This window comes from Chryseobacterium daecheongense (genome assembly GCA_027920525.1).
GTDB lineage: Bacteria > Bacteroidota > Bacteroidia > Flavobacteriales > Weeksellaceae > Chryseobacterium > Chryseobacterium proteolyticum.
The window spans coordinates 3,138,640-3,158,911 of sequence record CP115858.1 but is presented as its reverse complement, the minus strand read 5'-3'; the positions used below and the strand labels follow the sequence as shown (position 1 = coordinate 3,158,911).

Genomic DNA, 20,272 nt, shown 5'->3' with positions numbered 1-20,272 from the left:
AGCACTTCGTATGAAGTGCTTTTTTTATTATGATATATAGTTTCTCTATTTCTTGATCCACCATTGATTATCTTTCCTGTCCGATCTCTTCACCCCGTTATTCACAGTATAGGCAATACCAATTCCTAAAGTCTGTTTAAGCTGTGTCTTTTGGATTTGATTATGGTCATAGAGTACATCCACCGTAATATTGGAAGAAATATATTTGTTGATTTTTAAATTGACAACTGCTCCATAAGCGAGAACAAGTCTATCCGGATGATCTAGGTAATTTGAAAATACCGACGCAGTATTAGTCAGATTAATATTCTCCATAAGCTTAATTTTGTAGACAGCATTCCCTAAAAAACCAAATTGCAGAAGAGAACTGTCGCCATCTGCTTTTAAGCCATAATTTCCCGCTTTCTGGAGGTCAGGATCCAGAACAAACGTCCATCTTGCATTGACCGGGCGCAATGTTACCGTCAGATTATCATCTGGCCTGTAAGTAACCCCCAAACCCATGTTAAAGTATCCCGGAGCCATGAAATTAGAGATTTTCTTTGCTTCCGGGTTATTCCCGTCTTCATATCCTGCTGAAAATTGAGACTGTAAGCTTGCCCCGGAAGAAATATACCAGCTTTTAGAAAACTGTCTTCCATAGTTGGTAGAAATATTGAGAACATCCTGTGTCTTTCTTGTTCCTACTCCTTTTGTATTATTCTGTCCATAACCCATGATAATAATGTTTTCCCATAGGTCCTTATCTTTTTCATAAGTAAGATTATAATCGATACCTGCAAGCCAGCCAACATTGTTGGCTCCTCCACCAACCCAATTTGAAAAAGCGGCCTGATTGAACATTAATGTATTTTTACCTAAAACCGACCAATGTTTAACAGTGTCTACAACGATTGAATCTTTTTTTATGTCCTGAGCATTTACAAAAAACTGCATTGAAATACCGACAAGCAATAAAAACTTCTTCATATAATAAAAAATTTTTCAATTACAAAAGTATAAAATATAATTTGTGTGAACCCATAATTTATAAAGCAGGTAGCCTGTTTTGTTCACAAATTATCCTTTAACATACGAAAACCGAGCCACTTTCAGGCAATCAAATCTTTTATATTTCTTTAAAATTTAAATCTTGATAAAAATCATTACCTTTTGTCGTAAAAAAAACTTCGTATCTGGAAATCATCGCCAAAATTTCCGAAATTTATTATTGGCTTTTGATTTGACATTATCTCTTCATGTTTAAAAACGCAATTTCCAGAAAAGCTATCATAAATCCACTGCTGATGCTTACAGCAATGTGGCTGGGGTACTTTTTACAGACACAAGGCTTTTTTCAAAGCTGTTTTGGAGCTATTATACCTCTGCTACCTGAAGGCTTGCTTGGAATAATTACTTCTCCCCTTCTGCATGGAAATATGGATCATATCATTAGCAATTCAATTCCGATCGCCGTATTGATGTTTCTTCTATATCAGTTTTACCCGTTAGTGGCTAATAAAGTATTTGTCATAGGCTGGCTTGCAACAGGTTTGCTGTTATGGTTACTTCCGCCCATAGATATTCTTACAGGAGAATATATGTACACATGTACAATTGGAGCGAGCGGTATTGTTTATGTTCTAGCTTTTTTCCTCTTTTTCAGCGGGGTCTTCAAATGGAATATGAAGCTTCTCACCATTTCTTTACTGGTCGTACTTTATTATGGCAGTTTAGTTTGGGGAATGTTTCCGGAGGAACTATTTTACAATCTTCAGGAACCGAGTAAAATATCATGGCAAGCCCATCTATCGGGAGCAGTTGTAGGAAGTATTATTGCATTTGCATTTAAAAACATAGGAGAAAAAAAGAAAAGATATATCTGGGAATTCCCCAATTATTATAGCGAAAAAGATGACAAACTTTGGCAGGAATATAAAGAAAATCACCCTGAAGACTTTTTAGAACTGCCGTACAAAAAAAGAGATGATATCTGGGATCATTTGGATGAATTAAGAAAAAAATAAAACTTAATTCGTTACATTTGGATAAAAAGCACACATGATATCCGAAGAACACCTTTATTCAATCGCATTACGCGAATGTAACCTCATTGGTGACATTAACCTTTCTAAACTCACAAAAGCATTCGGGAGCGCTAAAAACGCCTGGGAACAAGCCAAAAAAGAATATAAAAAGCTGGATGGATTTGGTCACAAAATCGTATCAGATATTGGCAATTTGTCTCATTTACACTTCGCAGAAAAAGAATTAAAATTTTGCGAGCGTAACGGTATTCAGATCAGGTTAAAACATCTGAAAGAACTTCCTTATTTACTCCATGAATGTGAAGACGCTCCTGCTATTTTATACCAAAAAGGAACCTACAATGAAAACTTACAACCATTAAGTATTGTGGGTACACGTACTATCACATCATATGGAAAACAATTTATAAGCGACTTTTTTCATGAAGCTCAATCCTGCAATTTTGTTTCCGTCAGTGGCCTGGCTTTGGGAGCAGATAAGGAAGTTCATGAACAGTCTCTGCATCATAAAATCCCTACGATTGGTGTTCTAGCCCATGGCTTCCATACTTTATATCCGGCCAAAAATAAGAAACTGGCTGACAGAATAATTAATGAAGGAGGGGCTCTTTTTACAGAATTTAATTCTTCCAGGAAACCCGACAGAGAAAATTTCATCCAGAGAAACAGGATTATTGCGGGTTTGTCTTCTGCTACAATTGTGGTAGAAACTGCTTTTGGTGGAGGGTCTGTAAGTACAGCAACTTTTGCAAACGGCTACAACAGGGATGTTTTTGCTCTCCCGGGAAAAGTCACCGATCTACATAGTCAAGGTTGCAATCAGCTCATTTCTCAAAATAAAGCAGCAATAATTTCTACAATAAAAGACCTTATTTATACCCTTGGTTTTAACAAGCCCAAGGAAAAAATGGAAGAACTTTTTCCTTATTCTTCCACAAGCATACAACTAACTGATAATCAAAATATAATCTATAAATTTATTCTAAAGAATCCACAAATAAATTTAGATGATCTAGCCCAGCAAATTACGCTTCCGACACACAAAATTTTGCCCATAATTTTGGAATTAGAGCTTTTAGGGAAAGTGAAATCACTTTCCGGGAGACAATTTGTGGCAATTTGAAATTTAACTATTTCTTAATATTGCATTATTTCACAAATAACATTTAATTTTTAATAAAATTTAACTGCTAATTATTAATTTAATAATATTTTCCCTCATAATTATTAAATTTTCAATAATCATCAATTAAGGTGTTGTGAATCTTGAAAAAAAAATTAAATTTGTTGGCAATAATATTCAACCTTAATATATGGAACAATATAATATTGACCAGAAAATCCAGGAGTTTATTGCAAAAATTGAGGCAAAAAACCCTAACGAGCCAGAATTTTTACAAGCCGTAAAAGAAGTTGCAGTTACTGTTATCCCATTTATCGCTACAAAGAAGGAATATACAGGAATGAAGCTTCTAGAAAGAATGGCTGAAGCTGAAAGAATTATTATTTTCAGAGTTCCATGGGTTGATGACAAAGGAGAGATCCAGGTAAACAGAGGTTTCAGAATTCAGATGAACTCTGCAATCGGACCATACAAAGGAGGAATTCGTTTCCATCCGACAGTAAATTTATCTGTTCTTAAGTTTTTAGCTTTTGAACAAGTTTTCAAAAACTCATTAACTACTCTTCCAATGGGAGGTGGTAAAGGAGGTTCTGACTTTGATCCACAAGGAAAATCAGATATGGAAGTAATGCGTTTCTGCCAGGCTTTCATGACTGAATTATGCAAGCATATTGGTCCTGAAACTGACGTTCCAGCCGGAGATATCGGGGTAGGATCAAGAGAAATCGGATACCTTTTCGGACAATATAAGAAAATCAGAAATGAATTTACCGGTGTTCTTACTGGTAAAGGACTTGCTTATGGAGGTTCATTGATCCGTCCTGAAGCTACGGGATATGGTGTTGTGTATTTTGCTGAGCAAATGCTGAAAACCATTGGCCAAACTTTTAAAGACAAAATAGTTTCTGTTTCAGGTTTTGGTAATGTAGCGTGGGGAGTAATTAAAAAAGTATCTGAATTAGGAGGAAAAGTGGTTACCATTTCAGGTCCTGACGGATATATTTATGATAAAGACGGTATTGAAGGAGATAAAATCGATTACTTATTGGAATTGAGAGCTTCCGGTAATAACAGAGCTGAGGATTACGCTAAAAAATATCCATCTGCTGTATTCCATGCAGGGAAACGTCCTTGGGAAGTGAAGTGTGATGTGGCAATCCCTTCTGCAACCCAAAACGAATTGGATTTCGAAGATGCTAAAATATTGGTTGAAAACGGAGTTTTATGTGTAACTGAAGCTGCTAATATGCCTTCAACGTTAGAAGCCATCAACTATTTCTTAGACAGCAAAGTATTATTCTCTCCTGGAAAAGCATCTAACGCCGGTGGTGTAGCTACTTCAGGATTAGAAATGACTCAAAACTCAATTCGTTTGAACTGGACTTCTGAAGAAGTAGATGCAAGATTAAAGGAAATCATGATTGGAATCCATAAAGCTTGTAGAGACTACGGAAAAGAGGAAGACGGCTATGTAAATTATGTAAAAGGGGCAAATATTGCCGGCTTTGTGAAGGTTGCAGAAGCAATGTTAGCTCAAGGAGTTGTGTAAGATAAAAATATAAAGGTTGGGAATCTTCCCGGCCTTTTTTCTTATAGCCTGTTCCCGGGGATAATGGGAAAAAAGTAAAAAGTGAAAGGAGAAAGCATTGATATATTCAATGCTTTTTTTATGTAAAAACATACAAGATAAGTGCATCTCCCATCATCATTTGGCAGGGAATAATATGCTTCCAGACATTTTATGCTCAAAAAAAATCCTGAAATACATAATTTCAGGATCTTCATTTCAACTTTTTAACAATTTATTTCGACTTTTTCTTCTTAGCCTTCTTCTCTTCTTTAGTCGCTTCAGAAGGTTTTGTTGCCTCAACAGCAGTTTCAGTACTAACACTTGTTGTTCCATCAGTCATTTTAGTTGGGTTGGCTGAAGTATCAACAGTAGTGGTTGTACTTGTACTTAATGTTTGATTCGGTGTAGTCGTATTGGAATTAGACTGCATCGTTTGTGGAGTTGTCTGGGTTGTAGTCTGATTAGGATCAACCTTCTTCTGTGTCTCAGTCTGAGCTGATACAGCAATCATTCCTACTAAAGAAAATGCTGCTGTGAAAATTAACTTTTTCATATTCTAATATTTTAAATGGGTGTTTAGTATTTCTAGAACGCCATTTATTTTATTAAATTATATGTAAAGGTCTTATTTAACGTACTTTATATTATTTTAAGATGAATTTTGATTATAGGTTATTTTCCTAAATTTTTCATAATCCGCTCCACAAATTCAAACGCAGCCGGACAAATAACAGTATTTTTTACCATTAACGAATTAATCTGATAAATCTTCTTTCTATCCGTATGAGGATATTCCCTACAGGCTTTAGGTCTCACTTCATATATCGAGCACGTATTATCATCATTCAGAAAAAAGCAGGGTAAGTTTTGTAGTACCTTATCATTATCCTCATCTATCCTCAGGAATTTTGATTCAAAATCTGCAGGCTTCATTCGAAGATGCTTAGCAATGCGCTCAATATCCTTCTCTGTATATAAAGGCCCGGTAGTTTTACAGCAATTTGCACATTGAAGACAATCCACTTTCTCAAATACTTCTTCATGGGTTTCCTGAACAACATAATCAAGATTTTTGGGCGGCTTTTTCTTTAATCCGTCCAAAAATTTCTTATGCTCCTTTTGCTTTTGTAAAGCTTGTTTTCTGTATAATTCTATATCCATTACCCCTTTTCGCTAAAAACAGGAAGATCTGCTTTTTGGTGTTCATTAATCTTATCCAGATCCAGAATTGTCGACTGATTATCTTTATTCGGATAATACATTGGGACAAACTTGGCTCCATAAATAATTTCCCCCGTCACATAAGACGACCTTTGAACCACAGTATTGGAAAATACCTCGTCAAAAGCGCGAACCTGAACAATCAGTTCAATATCTGTATTTTTAAAATCTTCCTCAGAAAAGCCATAAAACGGTGAGTTTTCATCAACCTTATGAACAACAGTCCAGTTAAGTGCCAATGTATTAATTTTACCCAGCTGGGTATCCAACCGGTAAAAATTACTTTTAGGAACTCCATCTTCAATAACTTCAATAGCTACCGAAACAATAACCTCTGCATCTGTAAGCGCATTATTTTTATAAGGCGCTAGCCTGAACATTAAAGCAGATGTATCTCTAAAAGGAGCAATCACTGCAATATCAGAAAACCTTAAGTAAGCTCTGGGTCGTGAAAATCTTCCATAAAAAAGTCCTGTTGCAATAGCAAAGGTAAGCAATCCTAAAAAAGCTTCAAAAGTAGCCACCAGACTCGCCAGAAAACCAACCGGTGCAATTCTTCCATATCCTACTGTCGTAAATGTTTGCGAACTGAAAAAAAACACATCAATAAATTCATTGAGGGGATTACTTTTATCAATTCCTGTAAGATGCTGTACTCCGATCAGATAATAAACCAATGCAAAAATAAGATTGACCACCACGTAGGAAATTACCAGATACGAAAGAAAACGAAATGTGGATAAATTAAGCATCGTATGATACCAACTTAGCCGATTAAAAACATTGACTCCTGTTCGCTGAACATTCGGAAAACCATCCTTATTGATAAATCTCCCTGAGGCATTGTTACCAAAACCACTGTTCTCCGTATTTGTCTGACGGATTTTTTTTCTGAATCCCCGGGTCATTCTTACACTTTTTTTAATTATTTTAAAGAGCAAAGTTAAGCATAGAATAAATCATTTTTTTAACATTTTTAATAAAAAACAGGAACTCTACAGTTCCTGTCTATATTATATATTATTTTAGATCGATCTATATTTTTTGGGCCGGTGATTCAAGAACAGTTACACTTACATTACTCACCGACTTTACAATACCCGATTCTCCATGTATGTTTGAAATAAAGTTAGGAAAATCTTCCACGGGAAAAGCCCAGTAGTAATGTCCGTTTGCAGGGTTGGGAAAATTGGCCAGCAAAGTTCCGGTTAACTTCATTGGCACAGAATACTCCACCGAAGATCCTTTCAACTTTGTCAGAACAGAAATTATTTTTTTGGAATGAGCTGGTACAATAGCTTTATATGTACTTGTTTCTGTAATTTCTTCCGAGCTCTCGGTTCCATCTGTAGTATCGCCTCCCACAACAACTTTTGTACTGGCAGATGCTTTGGCAACTAACGGAACATCTATGGATACCGAAGCTCCTACTTCAAATGATCCTGAAACCGTACGTTTCCATGAGGTTGAATACCCTTTTTTATAAGAATAGGTAACTGTAATCTCACTTTCCCGGTCACCATTATTAATAGCTTCAGTCGTATACGAATCATCAGGTAGATCTACTCCGTCTGTCTTTATTTTTACATCAGGGGTTCCTAAAACAATAGATACATCCGGACTTGCTGCTGTATTTCGCATATCGCCATCAACGGATAGATCCGGATTAAAAATAATTCCGTCAGGAACTTGTCCTGAATAAGCGAAAATATTTTTGAGCCTTGTTTTTTCACCTGAAAAATTGATATCATATCCCATATCCTTCAAGTGATTTGCTTTAAAGGGTATCTTGCTTTTTTCATCAGATATACCACGTATCACATTCGTGTTGCCCGGCAACTTAAATTCATCTACAATCTTCCAGCCCTTCTGAAGCATTTCCGCCTCAGTCATTGAAGTTCTTTTTAAATCAGTATAACTTGTGTTTTCTGTATCATCACCAATAGAACTGACTTCATCCCTTGAACAAGAAACAGAAATCCCCAATAACATAATTACTAAAACAGAATTGATTTTTTTACTCATCTTTATTATTTTTTAGTGTTTAATTATTAAATTTACAAAAACCGCTCTGTTTAGTAGCTTATTTTTGCGAATTAAACAATTTTAACACTTATAAATATTTTATTAATTGCAGTTGTGACTGATAACTAGCAGGTAATGAGATTGATCAATTTTCAAGTCCCTTTTTTACCTGATTTACACTAAATTTGAATTATGAAAAAGTTGGAATCAAGAGAAGATATAGAACACCTTGTTAATTCATTTTATGGAAAGGTAGTTAAAGACGAAACCATTGGGTTCTTTTTTAATGATATTGCAAAGGTAAACTGGGATAACCACCTTCCTAAAATGTATTCTTTCTGGGAAACGATTCTTTTTGGCCAGATGAGCTACAAAGGAAATCCAATGGCCGTTCACTTTCCCATCAACGAACTTCATGCAATGGAAAAAAAACACTTCGATCAGTGGCTCTTTCTTTGGAAAAGCACAATAGAAGAGCTTTTCATCGGTGAAAGTGCGGACATGGCCATCTACAAATCTGAAAACATCGCAAAACTTATGTCCTATAAAATGGAAATGGCGAGAAAATTAAATTAAGGAACGATTACAGTAAAAATATAAGCCGCCAGGTTTACCAATAAAACAGTTCCGTATAAAATATTGGTTTTCCCTCTGCTTAATGAGAGCATAACGATAAATACCGATAAAGAAAGCAAAATAATGTCCTTTCTATCCAGTCCTAATACAAAAGGTATGTCATACATGATACAAACTATAGACACAGCAGGAATGGTTAATCCAATACTTGCCAGCGCAGAACCTAATGCGAGATTAACGCTTGATTGTATCTGATTATTCCTGGCTGCCCTGATCGCCGCAACTCCTTCCGGAAGCAAAACCACAGCTGCAATAATCACTCCAACCAAAGATTTTGGCGCTCCAACACTCTGAACCATATTTTCGATGGTCGCAGAAAGCCCTTTCGCCATTAAGACAACAATAATCAGACAGATAACAAGAAATATAAAACTGATAAGAGTCGCTATTTTTGAAGGGATGTAATGTGAATCCGGGTCATCTGATGTAATAATGAAATAGTTCCTGTGCCTCACTGTCTGAACCATAAGAAATACACCATAAATAACAAGACAGGCAATTGAAACAAAGATCAGTTGGGCCGTATTGTAAAAAGGTCCGTTTACACTTGAAGTAAAGTTGGGAAGAATAAGAGTAAGCGCCAATATAGACACAATACTTACCAGATAGGTTGTAGCAGAAGTTCTCGCAAAAAATTGCTCATAATACTTTACTCCACCTACTAAAATACATATCCCCAATATTCCGTTCAGAATAATCATTACAGCCGCAAAAACAGTATCCCTTGCCAGCGTTACCGCCTGATCTCCTCCTGCTATCATTAAAGAAATAATTAACGCCACTTCAATAATGGTAATACAAAGAGCAAGAATAATTGTCCCGAATGGCTCTCCTACTTTATGGGCTACCACTTCCGCATGATGAACAGCCGAAAGCACACTTCCTGTAAGTAAAATTCCTGCTATTATTTCAAAGATGACACCGTTTGCCATCAGACCAGAAAAGTAATATCCCACGGCTAAAACCGGGAAAATAAAGGTATAATGTAAAAGTTCTTTTAATTTCATAAGTGTTTACAAAATACAAAAAATCAATGAAGATTAAAATATTAAGAGAAAAGATTAATGATATTTTAATGACACCAAAGATTGAAATCCTGATAATCAGTCAGCATATGCAATAAAAGCCCGATGCCAACAATTCTTATATTTCCTTTAAAAAAAAGCAGCAAAAAGTACACCGCAATTGCATAGTAAGAATGTAAAAAATGGAATCCTATACTGTTTCTGTCAGGATCAAATATGGGATTAGCAAACAGATGGTCCAGATCAACTAACATGGTAGCTAAGAGTATCAGGTAAGTTCTTTTCCAGTGATCCCTATAAAATATATATGCTATCAAAACAGGAAATACCAGGTGTAAAAAATAATGTGTTCCTGTTTTCCAAAATAAACAATCCATTAGATCCTTCCTTTTAAATAATCCTGTCGTAGCTCCTCATCCAGTTTTTCAATAGCATACCTCAGGCAGGTCCTGGGCATTTCCTTATAGTACTTATTGAGATAGGCAACTAATTCTCCTTCATTTTTATTTCCCATCTCTCTTAATAACCAGCCATTTGCTTTATGCATAAGATCATGCGTATGGCTCAGATTCGTCGTTACAAATTCCTTTGTCAGATGAAAAAAGCCTTTTTTAATGTAATGCATTGTTCCAACTACGGCTATTCTTTTATGCCACATTTCATCAGAATGAGAAAGATCCCTTAATAGGTGTTCTTGTTGATTTTCAAAAGCATATCTCCCTAATATTTTATAGCAACTTGAATCCACCAAGTCCCAATTATTAATGTATGGCAAATGATTAAGATAAAAATCTACAATTTCTTTTTTCTCCTCTGCCACCTTTGTTTTTTCAAATTTACTGATCAGCATAAATAATGCAGTCAACCGATATTCGTGAAAACCGGATGCAAGCAAAACACTGAGCTCTTTCAAAGAGATTTTGGAATAGTATTCTTTCGCTACAATTCTCTGGTCAGGAACTTTTACACCTAAAAAAATATCTCCTTCACCATATTCCCCCTTTCCTGTTTTAAAAAATTTCGGGAAGAATTCCGCTTTTTCGGGAATTGATAAAACAGCTAGAGCTTCCTGTATTTCTTTTACTACGTTACTCATAACAATCAATCAATTAAACATCTTTATCTAAAGCAATGCTTCCCTGTTCCAATTCTTCTTTTGCAATCTTTTTAGGATTAGCAACCTTAGCAATGGTAAGTCCCTGTACTACAATAGAAAATACTACCACACAATAAGTAATACTTAAAATAATATTGCTATACTCACTTTTAGGAATAGACATTGCCAGCGCAATAGAAACTCCGCCACGAATTCCACCCCAAAACAGCACTTTTATCGTTTGGGGACTAAACCTTGTTCGGAAAGACATAAATTTTGTAGGTCCCCATATTGAAATAAATCTTGCTACCAACACAACAATAATTGCAATAATCCCTGGAATAATAAAGTGATTCAGATCCTTTATCATGAGCAGCTCAAAACCTATAAATAAGAAAAGTACAGCGTTCAATATTTCATCAATTAACTCCCAGAATTTAATAAGATAATCCTGAGTAATTGATTTCATTTTGAATCTTACGTTAAAATTCCCCATAAATAATCCGGCAGCAACCATGGTGAGAGGGCCTGAAATATGCATCTGCCTTGCGATGAGGTATCCGCCCATGACCACAGAAAGGGTAACCAAAACTGAAATAATATAATCATCAACCTCACGCATTAGCCTTGAAGTAATCCAACCTAACAAAACACCCAATAACAATCCCCCTCCAGCTTCTTTAAGCAGTAACAGTCCAATACTTTCCACTCCTAAATCTACTTCTTTCCCGACAGCTAACTGCAGTACTACGGTAAAAACAACAACAGCCATACCATCATTGAAAAGAGATTCTCCCGCAACCTTAGTCTCTAAAGATTTAGAAACTTTTGCCTGCTTCAAGACACTCAGAACAGCCACGGGATCAGTAGGAGATATCAGAGCCCCGAAAACAAGACAATAGATAAAAGGAAGTTGGATGCCCACTAAAGGCAACAGGTAAAACATTCCGAATCCTACGATAAAAGTAGAAATGACAACCCCTGCCGTGGAGAAAATAAGAACGGGCCTGAATTGTTCTTTAAGGTCATTAATATTAATATGAATTCCTCCTGCAAATAATAGAAAATTAAGCATTGCGCCCATTAACACTTCAGTGAAGTCTATGCTGTTCATCAATTTATGAAGATGCCCAAAAGTTCTTGGCAATACAGTTTCACCAAATAAAACCAGGAAAATTGAAACCACAATGGCAATTACCATGATCCCGATAGTACTGGGAAGTTTGAGAAATCTGTAATTAAGATATGCGAATATGGATGCTAAAACTATTAACGCTGAAAATGAATAATATAATTCCACTAAGTTATTTTTTAATTAAAAGTCCAAATAAAGGACTTTGATATATATTTTGTTATTTTCTTTTTCCCATAAGTCAATAATGCCTTCTTTTACTGTTTTTGAACTTTTTGTATAGCCTTCTCCGATATTGAGAATATTCAGGAAAATATATTCGTCACCAACAGAATTGACCTGATAGGCGGTTTTTTCGGTTTTCCCATCTCCCGAATTTTTGATTGCGTCGGCAAGTAATCGAAGCTGTGCGAGATGATGAGTAAAATTACTTACATCTTTTTTAGAATCATAAGCACGCAGCAAAATCAGCAGTACGTCCATATTCGTTGGATCCTTACCATATAAAACCTTACCCAATCTTATGCAATCATCGAAATTATTATTTTTAAATGCTTCAGCAAGACTTTTAAAATCATTATCTGAAGTATTTAATTTATTTGATTCGAAATTTCTACCGTAGTACAAATACTGAGCTTCTATACTATCCAGTGACTTTGGAATCCCTTTGTACTTGAAAATCAATTTATCATAATTATAAAGTGATTCGGGATTTTTAAGGTTTTTCTCTATACTTTTAAAATCAATTTTCGATTTTTGACCGAAGCCTAAAACCGAAATATTCAGCAGCAAAAGGAAAATGTAATATTTCATTAATTGTTGTTTTCATCTTCCTCGTCGTTATCGAAATACTCAAACAGGAAGTCATTATATGGAAATCTTGAAATATGGATTTTCATGACTTCATCATAGATCAATTTCTTCATCTCCGGAAAATTCTCTTTTGTCAAAGCCGAGATAAATACCGTTGGATATTTAGATTTTGCCATCCAGGTCTTTTTCCATTCTTCAAGGGAAACATTCTTTCTTGTTGAAGGTGTCAGATCATCTTCATCCTTCTTCTCATAGCTAAAATCATCAATCTTATTGAAAACCATAATCATAGGCTTCTGATGAGCATTAATTTCCATCAAAACATGATTAACGGATTCTATATGATCTTCAAAACTTTCATGAGAAATATCTACGACATGGATCAGCAAATCAGCTTCCCGCACCTCATCCAAAGTCGATTTAAAGGATTCAACCAACTGGGTCGGTAATTTTCTGATAAATCCTACAGTATCGGTAAGTAAAAACGGAAGGTTCCCGATAACCACTTTTCTGACAGTGGTATCTAATGTTGCAAATAGTTTATTTTCTGCAAAAACTTCAGATTTTGAAAGTGAATTCATCAGAGTAGATTTACCTACATTCGTATACCCTACCAACGCAGCACGAACAACTTTCCCACGATTATTACGCTGAGTAGCCATCTGCTTGTCTATCGTCTTTAGCTTATCTTTCAGTAAAGTGATTCTGTCACGGATAATACGACGGTCAGTTTCAATTTCAGTTTCACCCGGACCTCTCATTCCAATCCCTCCTTTCTGACGTTCCAAGTGGGTCCACATCCTCGTTAATCGAGGTAAGAGATATTGGTACTGTGCCAGTTCCACCTGGGTTCTAGCGTAAGAAGTTTGTGCTCGTTGTGCAAAAATATCGAGAATAAGATTGGTTCGGTCCAGAATCTTCACCTCCATTTCTCTTTCCAGGTTTTTAAGCTGGGATGGTGAGAGTTCATCATCGAAAATTACTGTTCCTATCTCGTTTTCTTTTACATATTCTTTTATTTCAAGTGCCTTTCCACTTCCAATGAAGGTTTTGGAGTCCGGCTGAGTTAATTTTTGAGTGAAGCGCTTTTGTACCGTTGCTCCTGCTGTGAAAGCTAAAAATTCTAATTCATCCATATACTCTATCAGCTTTTCTTCATCCTGATTTTGAGTAATAACACCTACTAAAACAGCTTTCTCGTAATTATGTTCTTTCTTTTCTAGCATTAAGTTCTATCTATGTTTGTGAGTTTTACAAGATACCCTTTTTAGGGATAAAAAGCAAAACGATTTTTAAGACAATCTAAAATTTTAATGTTAATTTAAGCTTTAAATACTATTAATTTGCGGAAAAATAATAATCAACAAATGCTTTTTTATTACTTTCAAACATTAAACCTTACAAATCCATTAAAACAAAAATAGTACCTGAATGACCGTTTAGAGTATCATTCTGATCATAAAACGATTTTTCATTATATTGAGTCTTCAATTTCAGCTTTAAAACAATATTGTATGGCCAGCCAATCAGAAAAAGATTTTACAAAAAAAACAATGAAATTGAGCATCCTGGACCAATCTCCTGTTGTAATGGGAGAGCATACGCAGGATACCCTTCATAACAGCATTGAACTGGCCCAATGGGCAGAGCATCTTGGTTATGAAAGCATTTTATTCTCCGAACATCATGGAGCTCCTGGTTACGCAAGCTCAAGCCCCGAAATATTAGCCGCTGTTATTTTAAGCAAAACACAAAAAATAAAAGTTGGAACCGCAGGGATCATGCTCAGAAATTATTCTGCATATAAAATTTCTGAGATCACAAAATTACTAGCGTCAATTTTTCCCGGACGTTTTGTACTGGGACTAGGAAAAGCACCGGGCGGTCTTAAAATATCTTCCCTGGCCCTGAACGGCGATAAACTTCCAACAATAAGTAATATCAGCGAAAAACTCCGAGATATCGCAGCCTATATTTCAGATGATACAAGTATTACGCAAGAGCGTTATGGTGATCTGATTGCTCAGCCTCAAAACCTTCAACATATGCCAGAAATATGGTGGCTGGGCTCAGGGAATAATTCGGCAAAGGAAGCTGCAAAAAACGGATTAGGATATTCCTTCTCTCATTTTTTGATGGACAACAAGCAAAATGAAAGCACGGAAATCTATAGAAATGAATTTAAGCGTGGTAATCTGAGCGAAACACCTCATTTACAAATTGCCGTTTCAGTTTCAGTCGCTGAAAATTACGACACCGCAAAAAGAAATGCCTTATCCATGGCTTACCAGTTTCTTGAAGCACGCAGAGGCCTAGCTCCCTCCCCATTATTACATCCGAATGATATAGAAGAAAAAATGTTAAGTCCTACAGAAAATGATGATTTAAAAAAAATTCTGAAGAATATAATTATTGCCACTCCTGACACAATTCATAAACATCTCTTTGAAATTACAACATTTTACCAAACCAATAATCTGATTATCCTAAGCAATATTTACAATAAAGAATCCCGTTTCAAAAATTTTGAATGGATTAGCAATTGTGATGTATAAAGCCACCACCGTTCACTACTTTGTGATTATTACTCCAAATTACGCATTTTAATATTAAAATAAACACAAAACACTAAAAACCAAAATAATTTTAATAACTTTATAAGGAGATTTTTGTTTTATTTACATTGATCTATAAAAACTAATTAACATCCGGAGAATCATGATTGCCAATATTAAATGTATGGTTATTGATGATGATGAACTGGACAGGCTGGTTCTTCAACATCATATCAATAAGTATGATAATATAGAAATTGTTGCATCTTTTGATTCAGCCGAAAAAGCAATTCCATACCTTGATCTACCAGTAGACGTCCTGTTTATTGAAACCAAACTCCCCGGAATGAGCGGAATTGAATTCTGTAAATTAGCCTATAAAATCCCTATTTGCATTTTCATGAGTTCCCACTGTGAGTTTGCTGCCGAGGCTTTCGAACTGGACATACTCGACTTTATTAAAAAACCTTTAAAAACGGATCGTATTCATCATTCGTTACAAAAACTTTTGGATTTTCTTGAAATGAAGGAAAAGAGTGAATGTCTTGATATTTTGCTTGGTGAAAATACGATTAAAATCAAAGAAGGGAGTACAATTCTACAAATCAAAATAACAGATATTCTTTATCTGGAGGCATTAAAAGATTACACCAGAATTGTAACTTCTGAAAAAAAACATTGTATTCTCGATTCCCTTGGAAATCTTCTTCATCAAAACCACTTCGATTCTTTTGTAAGAATACACCGCAGCTATGCCGTTCCAAAATATCTTATCCGAAGTAAAACTTCTCACGAAGTGGAACTTACCCATAAGATTAAGCTTCCCATAGGAAGAAGTTATAAAGATAATCTGGCATTTTTCAACATGCCCAATTAAAGTATTCCTCTATTTCTTTTTCGGATTGTCATTTGTCGATTTTTCGTGTCGTTTATCTATTTTCCCAATATCTGCATCCGGGATGTGGTAATTTAGTCTTCCGAAATTCATTAACCCGAATTTATAAACTACTAACCAAAAAAAACTCACATGAAAAGAACATTTATTTCCGGCTTCCTTTTCATATTGTTTATTGTAACTGGACAGCTTAAAGCTCAATCAGCTGTTTTAACTACAGGAACAACTGTCTCAGGAGGTAATGGCTCTATTTCTTATAGTGTCGGCCAGGTCACTTATCTCTCTAAGGGAAGCGGATTCCAGGTTATGGAAGGAGTACAGCAAGCTTTTGAAATTACGACCCTTGACACCCATGAAACGTCATCTGCAGAGGACGGTATTTTACTCTATCCTAATCCCTTTAGAGATTATCTATATCTGGATTTTACAGTAAACAGCTATAAGAACTCAGATTATCAATTATTCGATGCACAAGGTAAGTTGATCAGGAGTGAAAAAATTATGCAGACAAAATCTGAATTTAATTTTTCTTCTCTTCCATCTGCCATGTACATTATAAGAATTAATCAGGATGGTAAAAACATTAAAACATTCAAAATCATAAAAAAATAACTACCATGAAAAAAAATCTACTCATACTAGGGCTTATACTGGGCTGTTTTTTAGCCTTTGGACAAGTACCTGAAAAAATGAGCTATCAGGCCGTTATCCGAAATCTTTCGGGACAACTGATCATCAATCAGAGTATTGCAGTAAAAGTAAGTGTTCTTCAAGGCTCAGCCGCAGGCCCAGTGGTATACTCAGAAAGGTTGACCGGAAATACCAATGCCAATGGTTTAATCAGCCTTGAAATAGGTACAGGAACTGTTCTTACTGGGACATTTGCCGCGATTAACTGGACCACTGGAAATTATTATTTGAAAACAGAAACAGATCCGTCAGGTGGAACCAGCTATACGATATCAGGCACCAGCCAACTTCTCAGCGTTCCTTATGCCATGTACGCAAAATCTGCAGGAGGCGGTGGCGGAAGCTTTACCCTTCCATATTCAGCTACCGTAAATAACACAGCCAGTCTTTTTGCTTTAACCAATGATGGTGATGGAGCAGCCATTGAAGGCACCAACAATACAACAACTTCAAGTATCGCTTCAATAAGGGGTGTTGTAACCAGTACTTCTGCCGGTGGATTTTCTTCGGGAGTCCGGGGAATCAATAATGGCACAGGAGGATTAGGAGTGGGGGTCTGGGGCAGTCAGAACGGAAGCGGATGGGGAGTATATGGAGTTACTCCTAATGGACTGGGTGTTTATGGAAATGCATCGGGAAATGGATACGGTGTATATGCAAACAGCAACGCAGGAACAGGACTTGCCGCAATAAGTACAAACGGGGTTGCTGCTAATATTTCAATAACTAATAATTCCAATGCCAACAGCGCGATTATTGCCTCAACGGCGGGTAACGGAACGGTTGTCAATATTTCTACGACAGGAACCGGTGCGGGATTGAGAAGTACTTCAGGAGCTGGTTTTGCCCTACATGGGATTACAAGCCAAGTATCCTCTGCAGGTGTTGTAGGTGATAACAACGGCAACGGAGAAGCCGTGGTCGGAAGAACAACAAGTGATATAGCTGGTGCTGTAGTCGGAAGAAATGATGGTGGAGGATATGGCGTGAGGGGGTTTATTGCAACAAATAGTACCGGAACAGCGATAGGTGTTTTAGGCCAGGTTGGACTCAACAACAGTAAAGGTCGAGCTGGCCGATTCGAAAATTTCAATCAAACCAATGAAAATAATACGCTTGAAATCGAAACCAACGGAAATGGAAATATTCCTGATAACACACAAGGAAATGCTTCTTCATTCCTCGTTAATAATACCAATAGTGTCGCCGCTGCCGTAAGAGGTGAAGTAAAAACCATATTCGGCAATTTTGGAGCTGCCGGTGTTTTTGGAATATCCTCAGGGACCGGAGGTTTCGCAGGCTTATTCCATGCTTCTAATACGGCCGGAAACGGTCCGGCCCTGGTGGCACTCACCGATGGAAATGGAAATGCAATCACTGCCAATGCCGGCAAAAACGGTAATGGTGTGGAAACAAATATTGATGGAAACGGAAATGCTTTATACGCATGGGTTCCATCTTTTGCAACCGGGCGTGCCGGTAGATTTGAAATTTTCAATGAAGACAATGATACCGAAGTAATCTCTGTGAAAACTGTTGGTAATGGTACTGCAGGAAACTTCAAGGTGGATCGCACAACCGGTACCTCACCGGCAGTAAAAGGTGAAGTGAATTCCATTTTTGCTAATTTCGGTACTGCAGGTATTTTTGGTCTTTCATCAGGAACCGGTGGCTATGGAGGCTTATTTTATTCATCAAATGCCAGTGGAAATGGGCCGGCTGTATTAGCCCTTACGGAAGGGAATGGAAACGGGATTACCGCCAATGCGGGTGGTAGCGGCGATGGTATAGAAGCATCATGCGACGGAACAGGTAATGCGATCTCAGGTTTTATTCCCAATTTTGGAACAGGTAAGGCCGGTAGATTTGCTAATTTTAATAATGCCAACGGACAACCTGTTGTACACATAACCACTACTGGTACCGGCTCCACACTTCTTGTCAATCATCAGGGCCCATCTGGTAATATTTCTGTCTATCAAAGTGCATCAGTTAATGTAGCCCGGATCAATAAAGCAGGAAGAGGTTTTTTTAATGGCGGAACACAAAACAGCGGTGCAGACGTTGCAGAAGCATTTGATGTGGAAGGAAATGTTTCTGAATATGAGCCCGGCGACATTTTAGTTATTTCAACAGACTCTGACAGAACGATAGAAAAGTCCTCAAAGCCCTACTCTACACTTGTAGCAGGAGTTTATGCAACCAAACCCGGGGTTTTATTGACTGAAGAAAATATCGATGCAGATCTGTCCGGAAAAGTTCCCATGGGAGTTATCGGAGTGATCCCCACAAAGGTTTGTCTTGAAGGAGGAAAAATTAAAAGAGGAGACCTTTTAGTAACCTCTTCAAAACCAGGAGTTGCCATGAAAGCAAATCTCAAAAAAGTCAGAATTGGACAGGTAATCGGAAAAGCTCTCCAGGATTACAATCAGAGCGAAACTGCAAAAATTAAAGTACTTGTAAACATTAAATAAAAAATTATGAAATCATTATATATCATCGCATTATTATTATCAGGACTAAGTATATATGCCCAGGAAAATAAAACTTCTGAGTCGCAGGATCAGGCCCTTATTTTAAAAAATGCAAAGGTACAGGAAGCTAAGCTCATTAAAGATTATGAGCAGTATAATAAAAACAATCCTCCACACAGCGGGCTGGTATCAGATTATGGACTTGAAGTTAAAAAACAAAATCTAAAACCTAAAAACACATCGGACAATCCAGGAAAATTACTTCCCAATACAGCTAGTTTTGATGAGGTCTTAGCAACAATTCCTAATCGGCGTTCACGTAAAGCAAGTCAACCTATTAATAAGAAAATAACCGTTACGGGACTTTCTAATACGGCAACACTTGAAGAAATAAAAAAAACTATTCCTAGAAACTAATAACCGAAATAAGTCCGCTACTTAGCGGACTTATTTTATCTGTACATTTTTCAAAAAAATTACTGTTAATCCCAATCTGAGGCAACAAACTTCATCACTATACCTTTATCATCATACAAAGAAAGAAAATGACCCTCCACTGAATACCGCGTAATCCTTTCAAAGCTATTAACAAACGCTCGCTCAAGTTTCATATTCTGACAAGCCATCATTGTACTTCCAACTCCGGAAATCTTCATTTTCCCATTTTTTCTGAACTCTCCGGTAAAAAACATTTTATTACACCCCATGAATGCCCCTCCACGAATCTTTTCTCCTTCCATTGCTCCTGTAAGGTTAATTCCCGCGCGGCTTTTAACCATTTCTTCTTTATCAAATTTCCCAAAAGATATAAGCATCCATTCTCTTTGAACTGATAGGTTTTCACCCGGAACTGATGAACAATTAATCATCATTCCTAAAAACAATACTCCTAATAGACTTATAAATATTTTTTTCATGCAGCCTATCCTTCCATTTTCATACCAATCACGGCCGGAATATCGTAAAAATTAGTAAATTAGCGACACAAAA

The 20,272-nt window shown here is 36.5% G+C and carries 21 protein-coding genes; 9 read left to right on the top strand and 12 right to left on the bottom strand.

What is annotated here, in order from left to right:
• Positions 1-45 precede the first annotated feature (45 nt).
• Complete coding sequence (locus PFY10_14075) at positions 46-969, bottom strand: DUF3078 domain-containing protein (protein ID WBV55355.1); 924 nt, start codon at positions 967-969, stop codon at positions 46-48.
• 269 nt (positions 970-1,238) lie between these two features.
• Between PFY10_14075 and PFY10_14070 the strand changes: the two genes are divergently transcribed.
• From PFY10_14070 to gdhA, 3 genes are all read left to right on the top strand, one after another.
• Positions 1,239-2,006: a rhomboid family intramembrane serine protease gene (locus PFY10_14070; GenBank protein ID WBV55354.1), complete on the top strand. Its 768-nt coding sequence runs from the start codon at positions 1,239-1,241 to the stop codon at positions 2,004-2,006.
• 34 nt (positions 2,007-2,040) lie between these two features.
• Positions 2,041-3,150 (top strand): DNA-processing protein DprA, encoded by a 1,110-nt coding sequence (gene dprA, locus PFY10_14065; GenBank protein WBV55353.1) that lies wholly within the window; start codon positions 2,041-2,043, stop codon positions 3,148-3,150.
• Positions 3,151-3,340: 190 nt separating this feature from the next.
• Positions 3,341-4,699, top strand: coding sequence for an NADP-specific glutamate dehydrogenase (gene gdhA, locus PFY10_14060; protein WBV55352.1), 1,359 nt, complete (start codon positions 3,341-3,343; stop codon positions 4,697-4,699).
• Positions 4,700-4,952: 253 nt separating this feature from the next.
• Here gdhA and PFY10_14055 read toward each other — a convergent pair whose 3' ends face one another.
• From PFY10_14055 to PFY10_14040, 4 genes are all read right to left on the bottom strand, one after another.
• On the bottom strand, positions 4,953-5,273 hold the full coding sequence (locus tag PFY10_14055) for a hypothetical protein (GenBank protein ID WBV55351.1): 321 nt from the start codon (positions 5,271-5,273) through the stop codon (positions 4,953-4,955).
• Positions 5,274-5,392: 119 nt separating this feature from the next.
• The gene (locus PFY10_14050) at positions 5,393-5,881 is read right to left on the bottom strand and encodes a YkgJ family cysteine cluster protein (GenBank protein ID WBV55350.1); all 489 of its coding nucleotides are present in this window, start codon (positions 5,879-5,881) and stop codon (positions 5,393-5,395) included.
• Positions 5,881-6,849 carry an ion channel gene (locus tag PFY10_14045; protein ID WBV55349.1) on the bottom strand — a complete coding sequence of 323 codons (969 nt, stop codon included), beginning with the start codon at positions 6,847-6,849 and terminating at the stop codon, positions 5,881-5,883. The genes PFY10_14050 and PFY10_14045 overlap by 1 nt, the downstream gene beginning before the upstream one ends.
• A 127-nt stretch (positions 6,850-6,976) precedes the next feature.
• Entirely contained in the window at positions 6,977-7,966 is a 990-nt protein-coding gene (locus PFY10_14040; GenBank protein ID WBV55348.1) for a hypothetical protein, read from the bottom strand.
• Between the two features lie 192 nt (positions 7,967-8,158).
• Here PFY10_14040 and PFY10_14035 point away from each other — a divergent pair, with 192 nt between their 5' ends.
• A complete protein-coding gene (locus PFY10_14035) occupies positions 8,159-8,542 on the top strand; it encodes a group III truncated hemoglobin (protein ID WBV55347.1) in 384 nt (127 codons plus the stop codon).
• On the opposite strand, the gene PFY10_14030 is transcribed toward PFY10_14035, so the two are convergent.
• The 6 genes from PFY10_14030 to hflX form a co-directional block, all read right to left on the bottom strand.
• Positions 8,539-9,609, bottom strand: a complete 1,071-nt coding sequence (locus PFY10_14030) for an ionic transporter y4hA (GenBank protein WBV55346.1) — start codon at positions 9,607-9,609, stop codon at positions 8,539-8,541. The genes PFY10_14035 and PFY10_14030 overlap by 4 nt on opposite strands.
• 65 nt (positions 9,610-9,674) lie before the next feature.
• Positions 9,675-10,004, bottom strand: coding sequence for a DUF6122 family protein (locus PFY10_14025; GenBank protein WBV55345.1), 330 nt, complete (start codon positions 10,002-10,004; stop codon positions 9,675-9,677).
• Complete coding sequence (locus PFY10_14020) at positions 10,004-10,723, bottom strand: DNA alkylation repair protein (protein ID WBV55344.1); 720 nt, start codon at positions 10,721-10,723, stop codon at positions 10,004-10,006. Before PFY10_14020 ends, PFY10_14025 begins: the two co-directional genes overlap by 1 nt.
• Before the next feature lie 13 nt (positions 10,724-10,736).
• A complete protein-coding gene (locus tag PFY10_14015) occupies positions 10,737-12,023 on the bottom strand; it encodes a sodium:proton antiporter (protein WBV55343.1) in 1,287 nt (428 codons plus the stop codon).
• Between the two features lie 15 nt (positions 12,024-12,038).
• Positions 12,039-12,668 (bottom strand): DUF4919 domain-containing protein, encoded by a 630-nt coding sequence (locus PFY10_14010; protein WBV55342.1) that lies wholly within the window; start codon positions 12,666-12,668, stop codon positions 12,039-12,041.
• A complete protein-coding gene (hflX, locus tag PFY10_14005) occupies positions 12,668-13,894 on the bottom strand; it encodes a GTPase HflX (GenBank protein WBV55341.1) in 1,227 nt (408 codons plus the stop codon). The genes PFY10_14010 and hflX overlap by 1 nt, the downstream gene beginning before the upstream one ends.
• A gap of 327 nt (positions 13,895-14,221) precedes the next feature.
• On the opposite strand from hflX, the gene PFY10_14000 reads away from it, so the two are divergent.
• The 5 genes from PFY10_14000 to PFY10_13980 all read left to right on the top strand — a co-directional run bounded on the left by PFY10_14000 (position 14,222) and on the right by PFY10_13980 (position 19,699).
• Positions 14,222-15,223 (top strand): MsnO8 family LLM class oxidoreductase, encoded by a 1,002-nt coding sequence (locus PFY10_14000; protein ID WBV55340.1) that lies wholly within the window; start codon positions 14,222-14,224, stop codon positions 15,221-15,223.
• Positions 15,224-15,386: 163 nt separating this feature from the next.
• Complete coding sequence (locus PFY10_13995; GenBank protein ID WBV55339.1) at positions 15,387-16,100, top strand: LytTR family DNA-binding domain-containing protein; 714 nt, start codon at positions 15,387-15,389, stop codon at positions 16,098-16,100.
• A 150-nt stretch (positions 16,101-16,250) separates the two neighbouring features.
• A complete protein-coding gene (locus PFY10_13990) occupies positions 16,251-16,730 on the top strand; it encodes a T9SS type A sorting domain-containing protein (GenBank protein WBV55338.1) in 480 nt (159 codons plus the stop codon).
• Positions 16,731-16,735: 5 nt separating this feature from the next.
• Positions 16,736-19,282, top strand: a complete 2,547-nt coding sequence (locus tag PFY10_13985) for a collagen-like protein (GenBank protein WBV55337.1) — start codon at positions 16,736-16,738, stop codon at positions 19,280-19,282.
• A gap of 6 nt (positions 19,283-19,288) precedes the next feature.
• Entirely contained in the window at positions 19,289-19,699 is a 411-nt protein-coding gene (locus tag PFY10_13980) for a hypothetical protein (GenBank protein WBV55336.1), read from the top strand.
• A gap of 65 nt (positions 19,700-19,764) precedes the next feature.
• Here the strand turns inward: PFY10_13980 and PFY10_13975 are convergent, their stop codons facing one another.
• Entirely contained in the window at positions 19,765-20,199 is a 435-nt protein-coding gene (locus tag PFY10_13975; protein WBV55335.1) for an META domain-containing protein, read from the bottom strand.
• Positions 20,200-20,272: the final 73 nt, after the last annotated feature.

Coding starts and splice junctions, on each gene's coding strand:
- PFY10_14055 (WBV55351.1), bottom strand. CDS start 5,273: ATGAAAAAGTTAATTTTCACAGCAGCATTTTCTTTAGTAGGAATGATT.
- PFY10_14045 (WBV55349.1), bottom strand. CDS start 6,849: ATGACCCGGGGATTCAGAAAAAAAATCCGTCAGACAAATACGGAGAAC.
- PFY10_14030 (WBV55346.1), bottom strand. CDS start 9,609: ATGAAATTAAAAGAACTTTTACATTATACCTTTATTTTCCCGGTTTTA.
- PFY10_13980 (WBV55336.1), top strand. CDS start 19,289: ATGAAATCATTATATATCATCGCATTATTATTATCAGGACTAAGTATA.
- PFY10_13975 (WBV55335.1), bottom strand. CDS start 20,199: ATGAAAAAAATATTTATAAGTCTATTAGGAGTATTGTTTTTAGGAATG.
- PFY10_14010 (WBV55342.1), bottom strand. CDS start 12,668: ATGAAATATTACATTTTCCTTTTGCTGCTGAATATTTCGGTTTTAGGC.
- PFY10_14035 (WBV55347.1), top strand. CDS start 8,159: ATGAAAAAGTTGGAATCAAGAGAAGATATAGAACACCTTGTTAATTCA.
- PFY10_14025 (WBV55345.1), bottom strand. CDS start 10,004: ATGGATTGTTTATTTTGGAAAACAGGAACACATTATTTTTTACACCTG.
- PFY10_13985 (WBV55337.1), top strand. CDS start 16,736: ATGAAAAAAAATCTACTCATACTAGGGCTTATACTGGGCTGTTTTTTA.
- PFY10_14075 (WBV55355.1), bottom strand. CDS start 969: ATGAAGAAGTTTTTATTGCTTGTCGGTATTTCAATGCAGTTTTTTGTA.
- hflX (WBV55341.1), bottom strand. CDS start 13,894: ATGCTAGAAAAGAAAGAACATAATTACGAGAAAGCTGTTTTAGTAGGT.
- dprA (WBV55353.1), top strand. CDS start 2,041: ATGATATCCGAAGAACACCTTTATTCAATCGCATTACGCGAATGTAAC.
- PFY10_13990 (WBV55338.1), top strand. CDS start 16,251: ATGAAAAGAACATTTATTTCCGGCTTCCTTTTCATATTGTTTATTGTA.
- gdhA (WBV55352.1), top strand. CDS start 3,341: ATGGAACAATATAATATTGACCAGAAAATCCAGGAGTTTATTGCAAAA.
- PFY10_14040 (WBV55348.1), bottom strand. CDS start 7,966: ATGAGTAAAAAAATCAATTCTGTTTTAGTAATTATGTTATTGGGGATT.
- PFY10_14000 (WBV55340.1), top strand. CDS start 14,222: ATGAAATTGAGCATCCTGGACCAATCTCCTGTTGTAATGGGAGAGCAT.
- PFY10_14020 (WBV55344.1), bottom strand. CDS start 10,723: ATGAGTAACGTAGTAAAAGAAATACAGGAAGCTCTAGCTGTTTTATCA.
- PFY10_14050 (WBV55350.1), bottom strand. CDS start 5,881: ATGGATATAGAATTATACAGAAAACAAGCTTTACAAAAGCAAAAGGAG.
- PFY10_14070 (WBV55354.1), top strand. CDS start 1,239: ATGTTTAAAAACGCAATTTCCAGAAAAGCTATCATAAATCCACTGCTG.
- PFY10_13995 (WBV55339.1), top strand. CDS start 15,387: ATGATTGCCAATATTAAATGTATGGTTATTGATGATGATGAACTGGAC.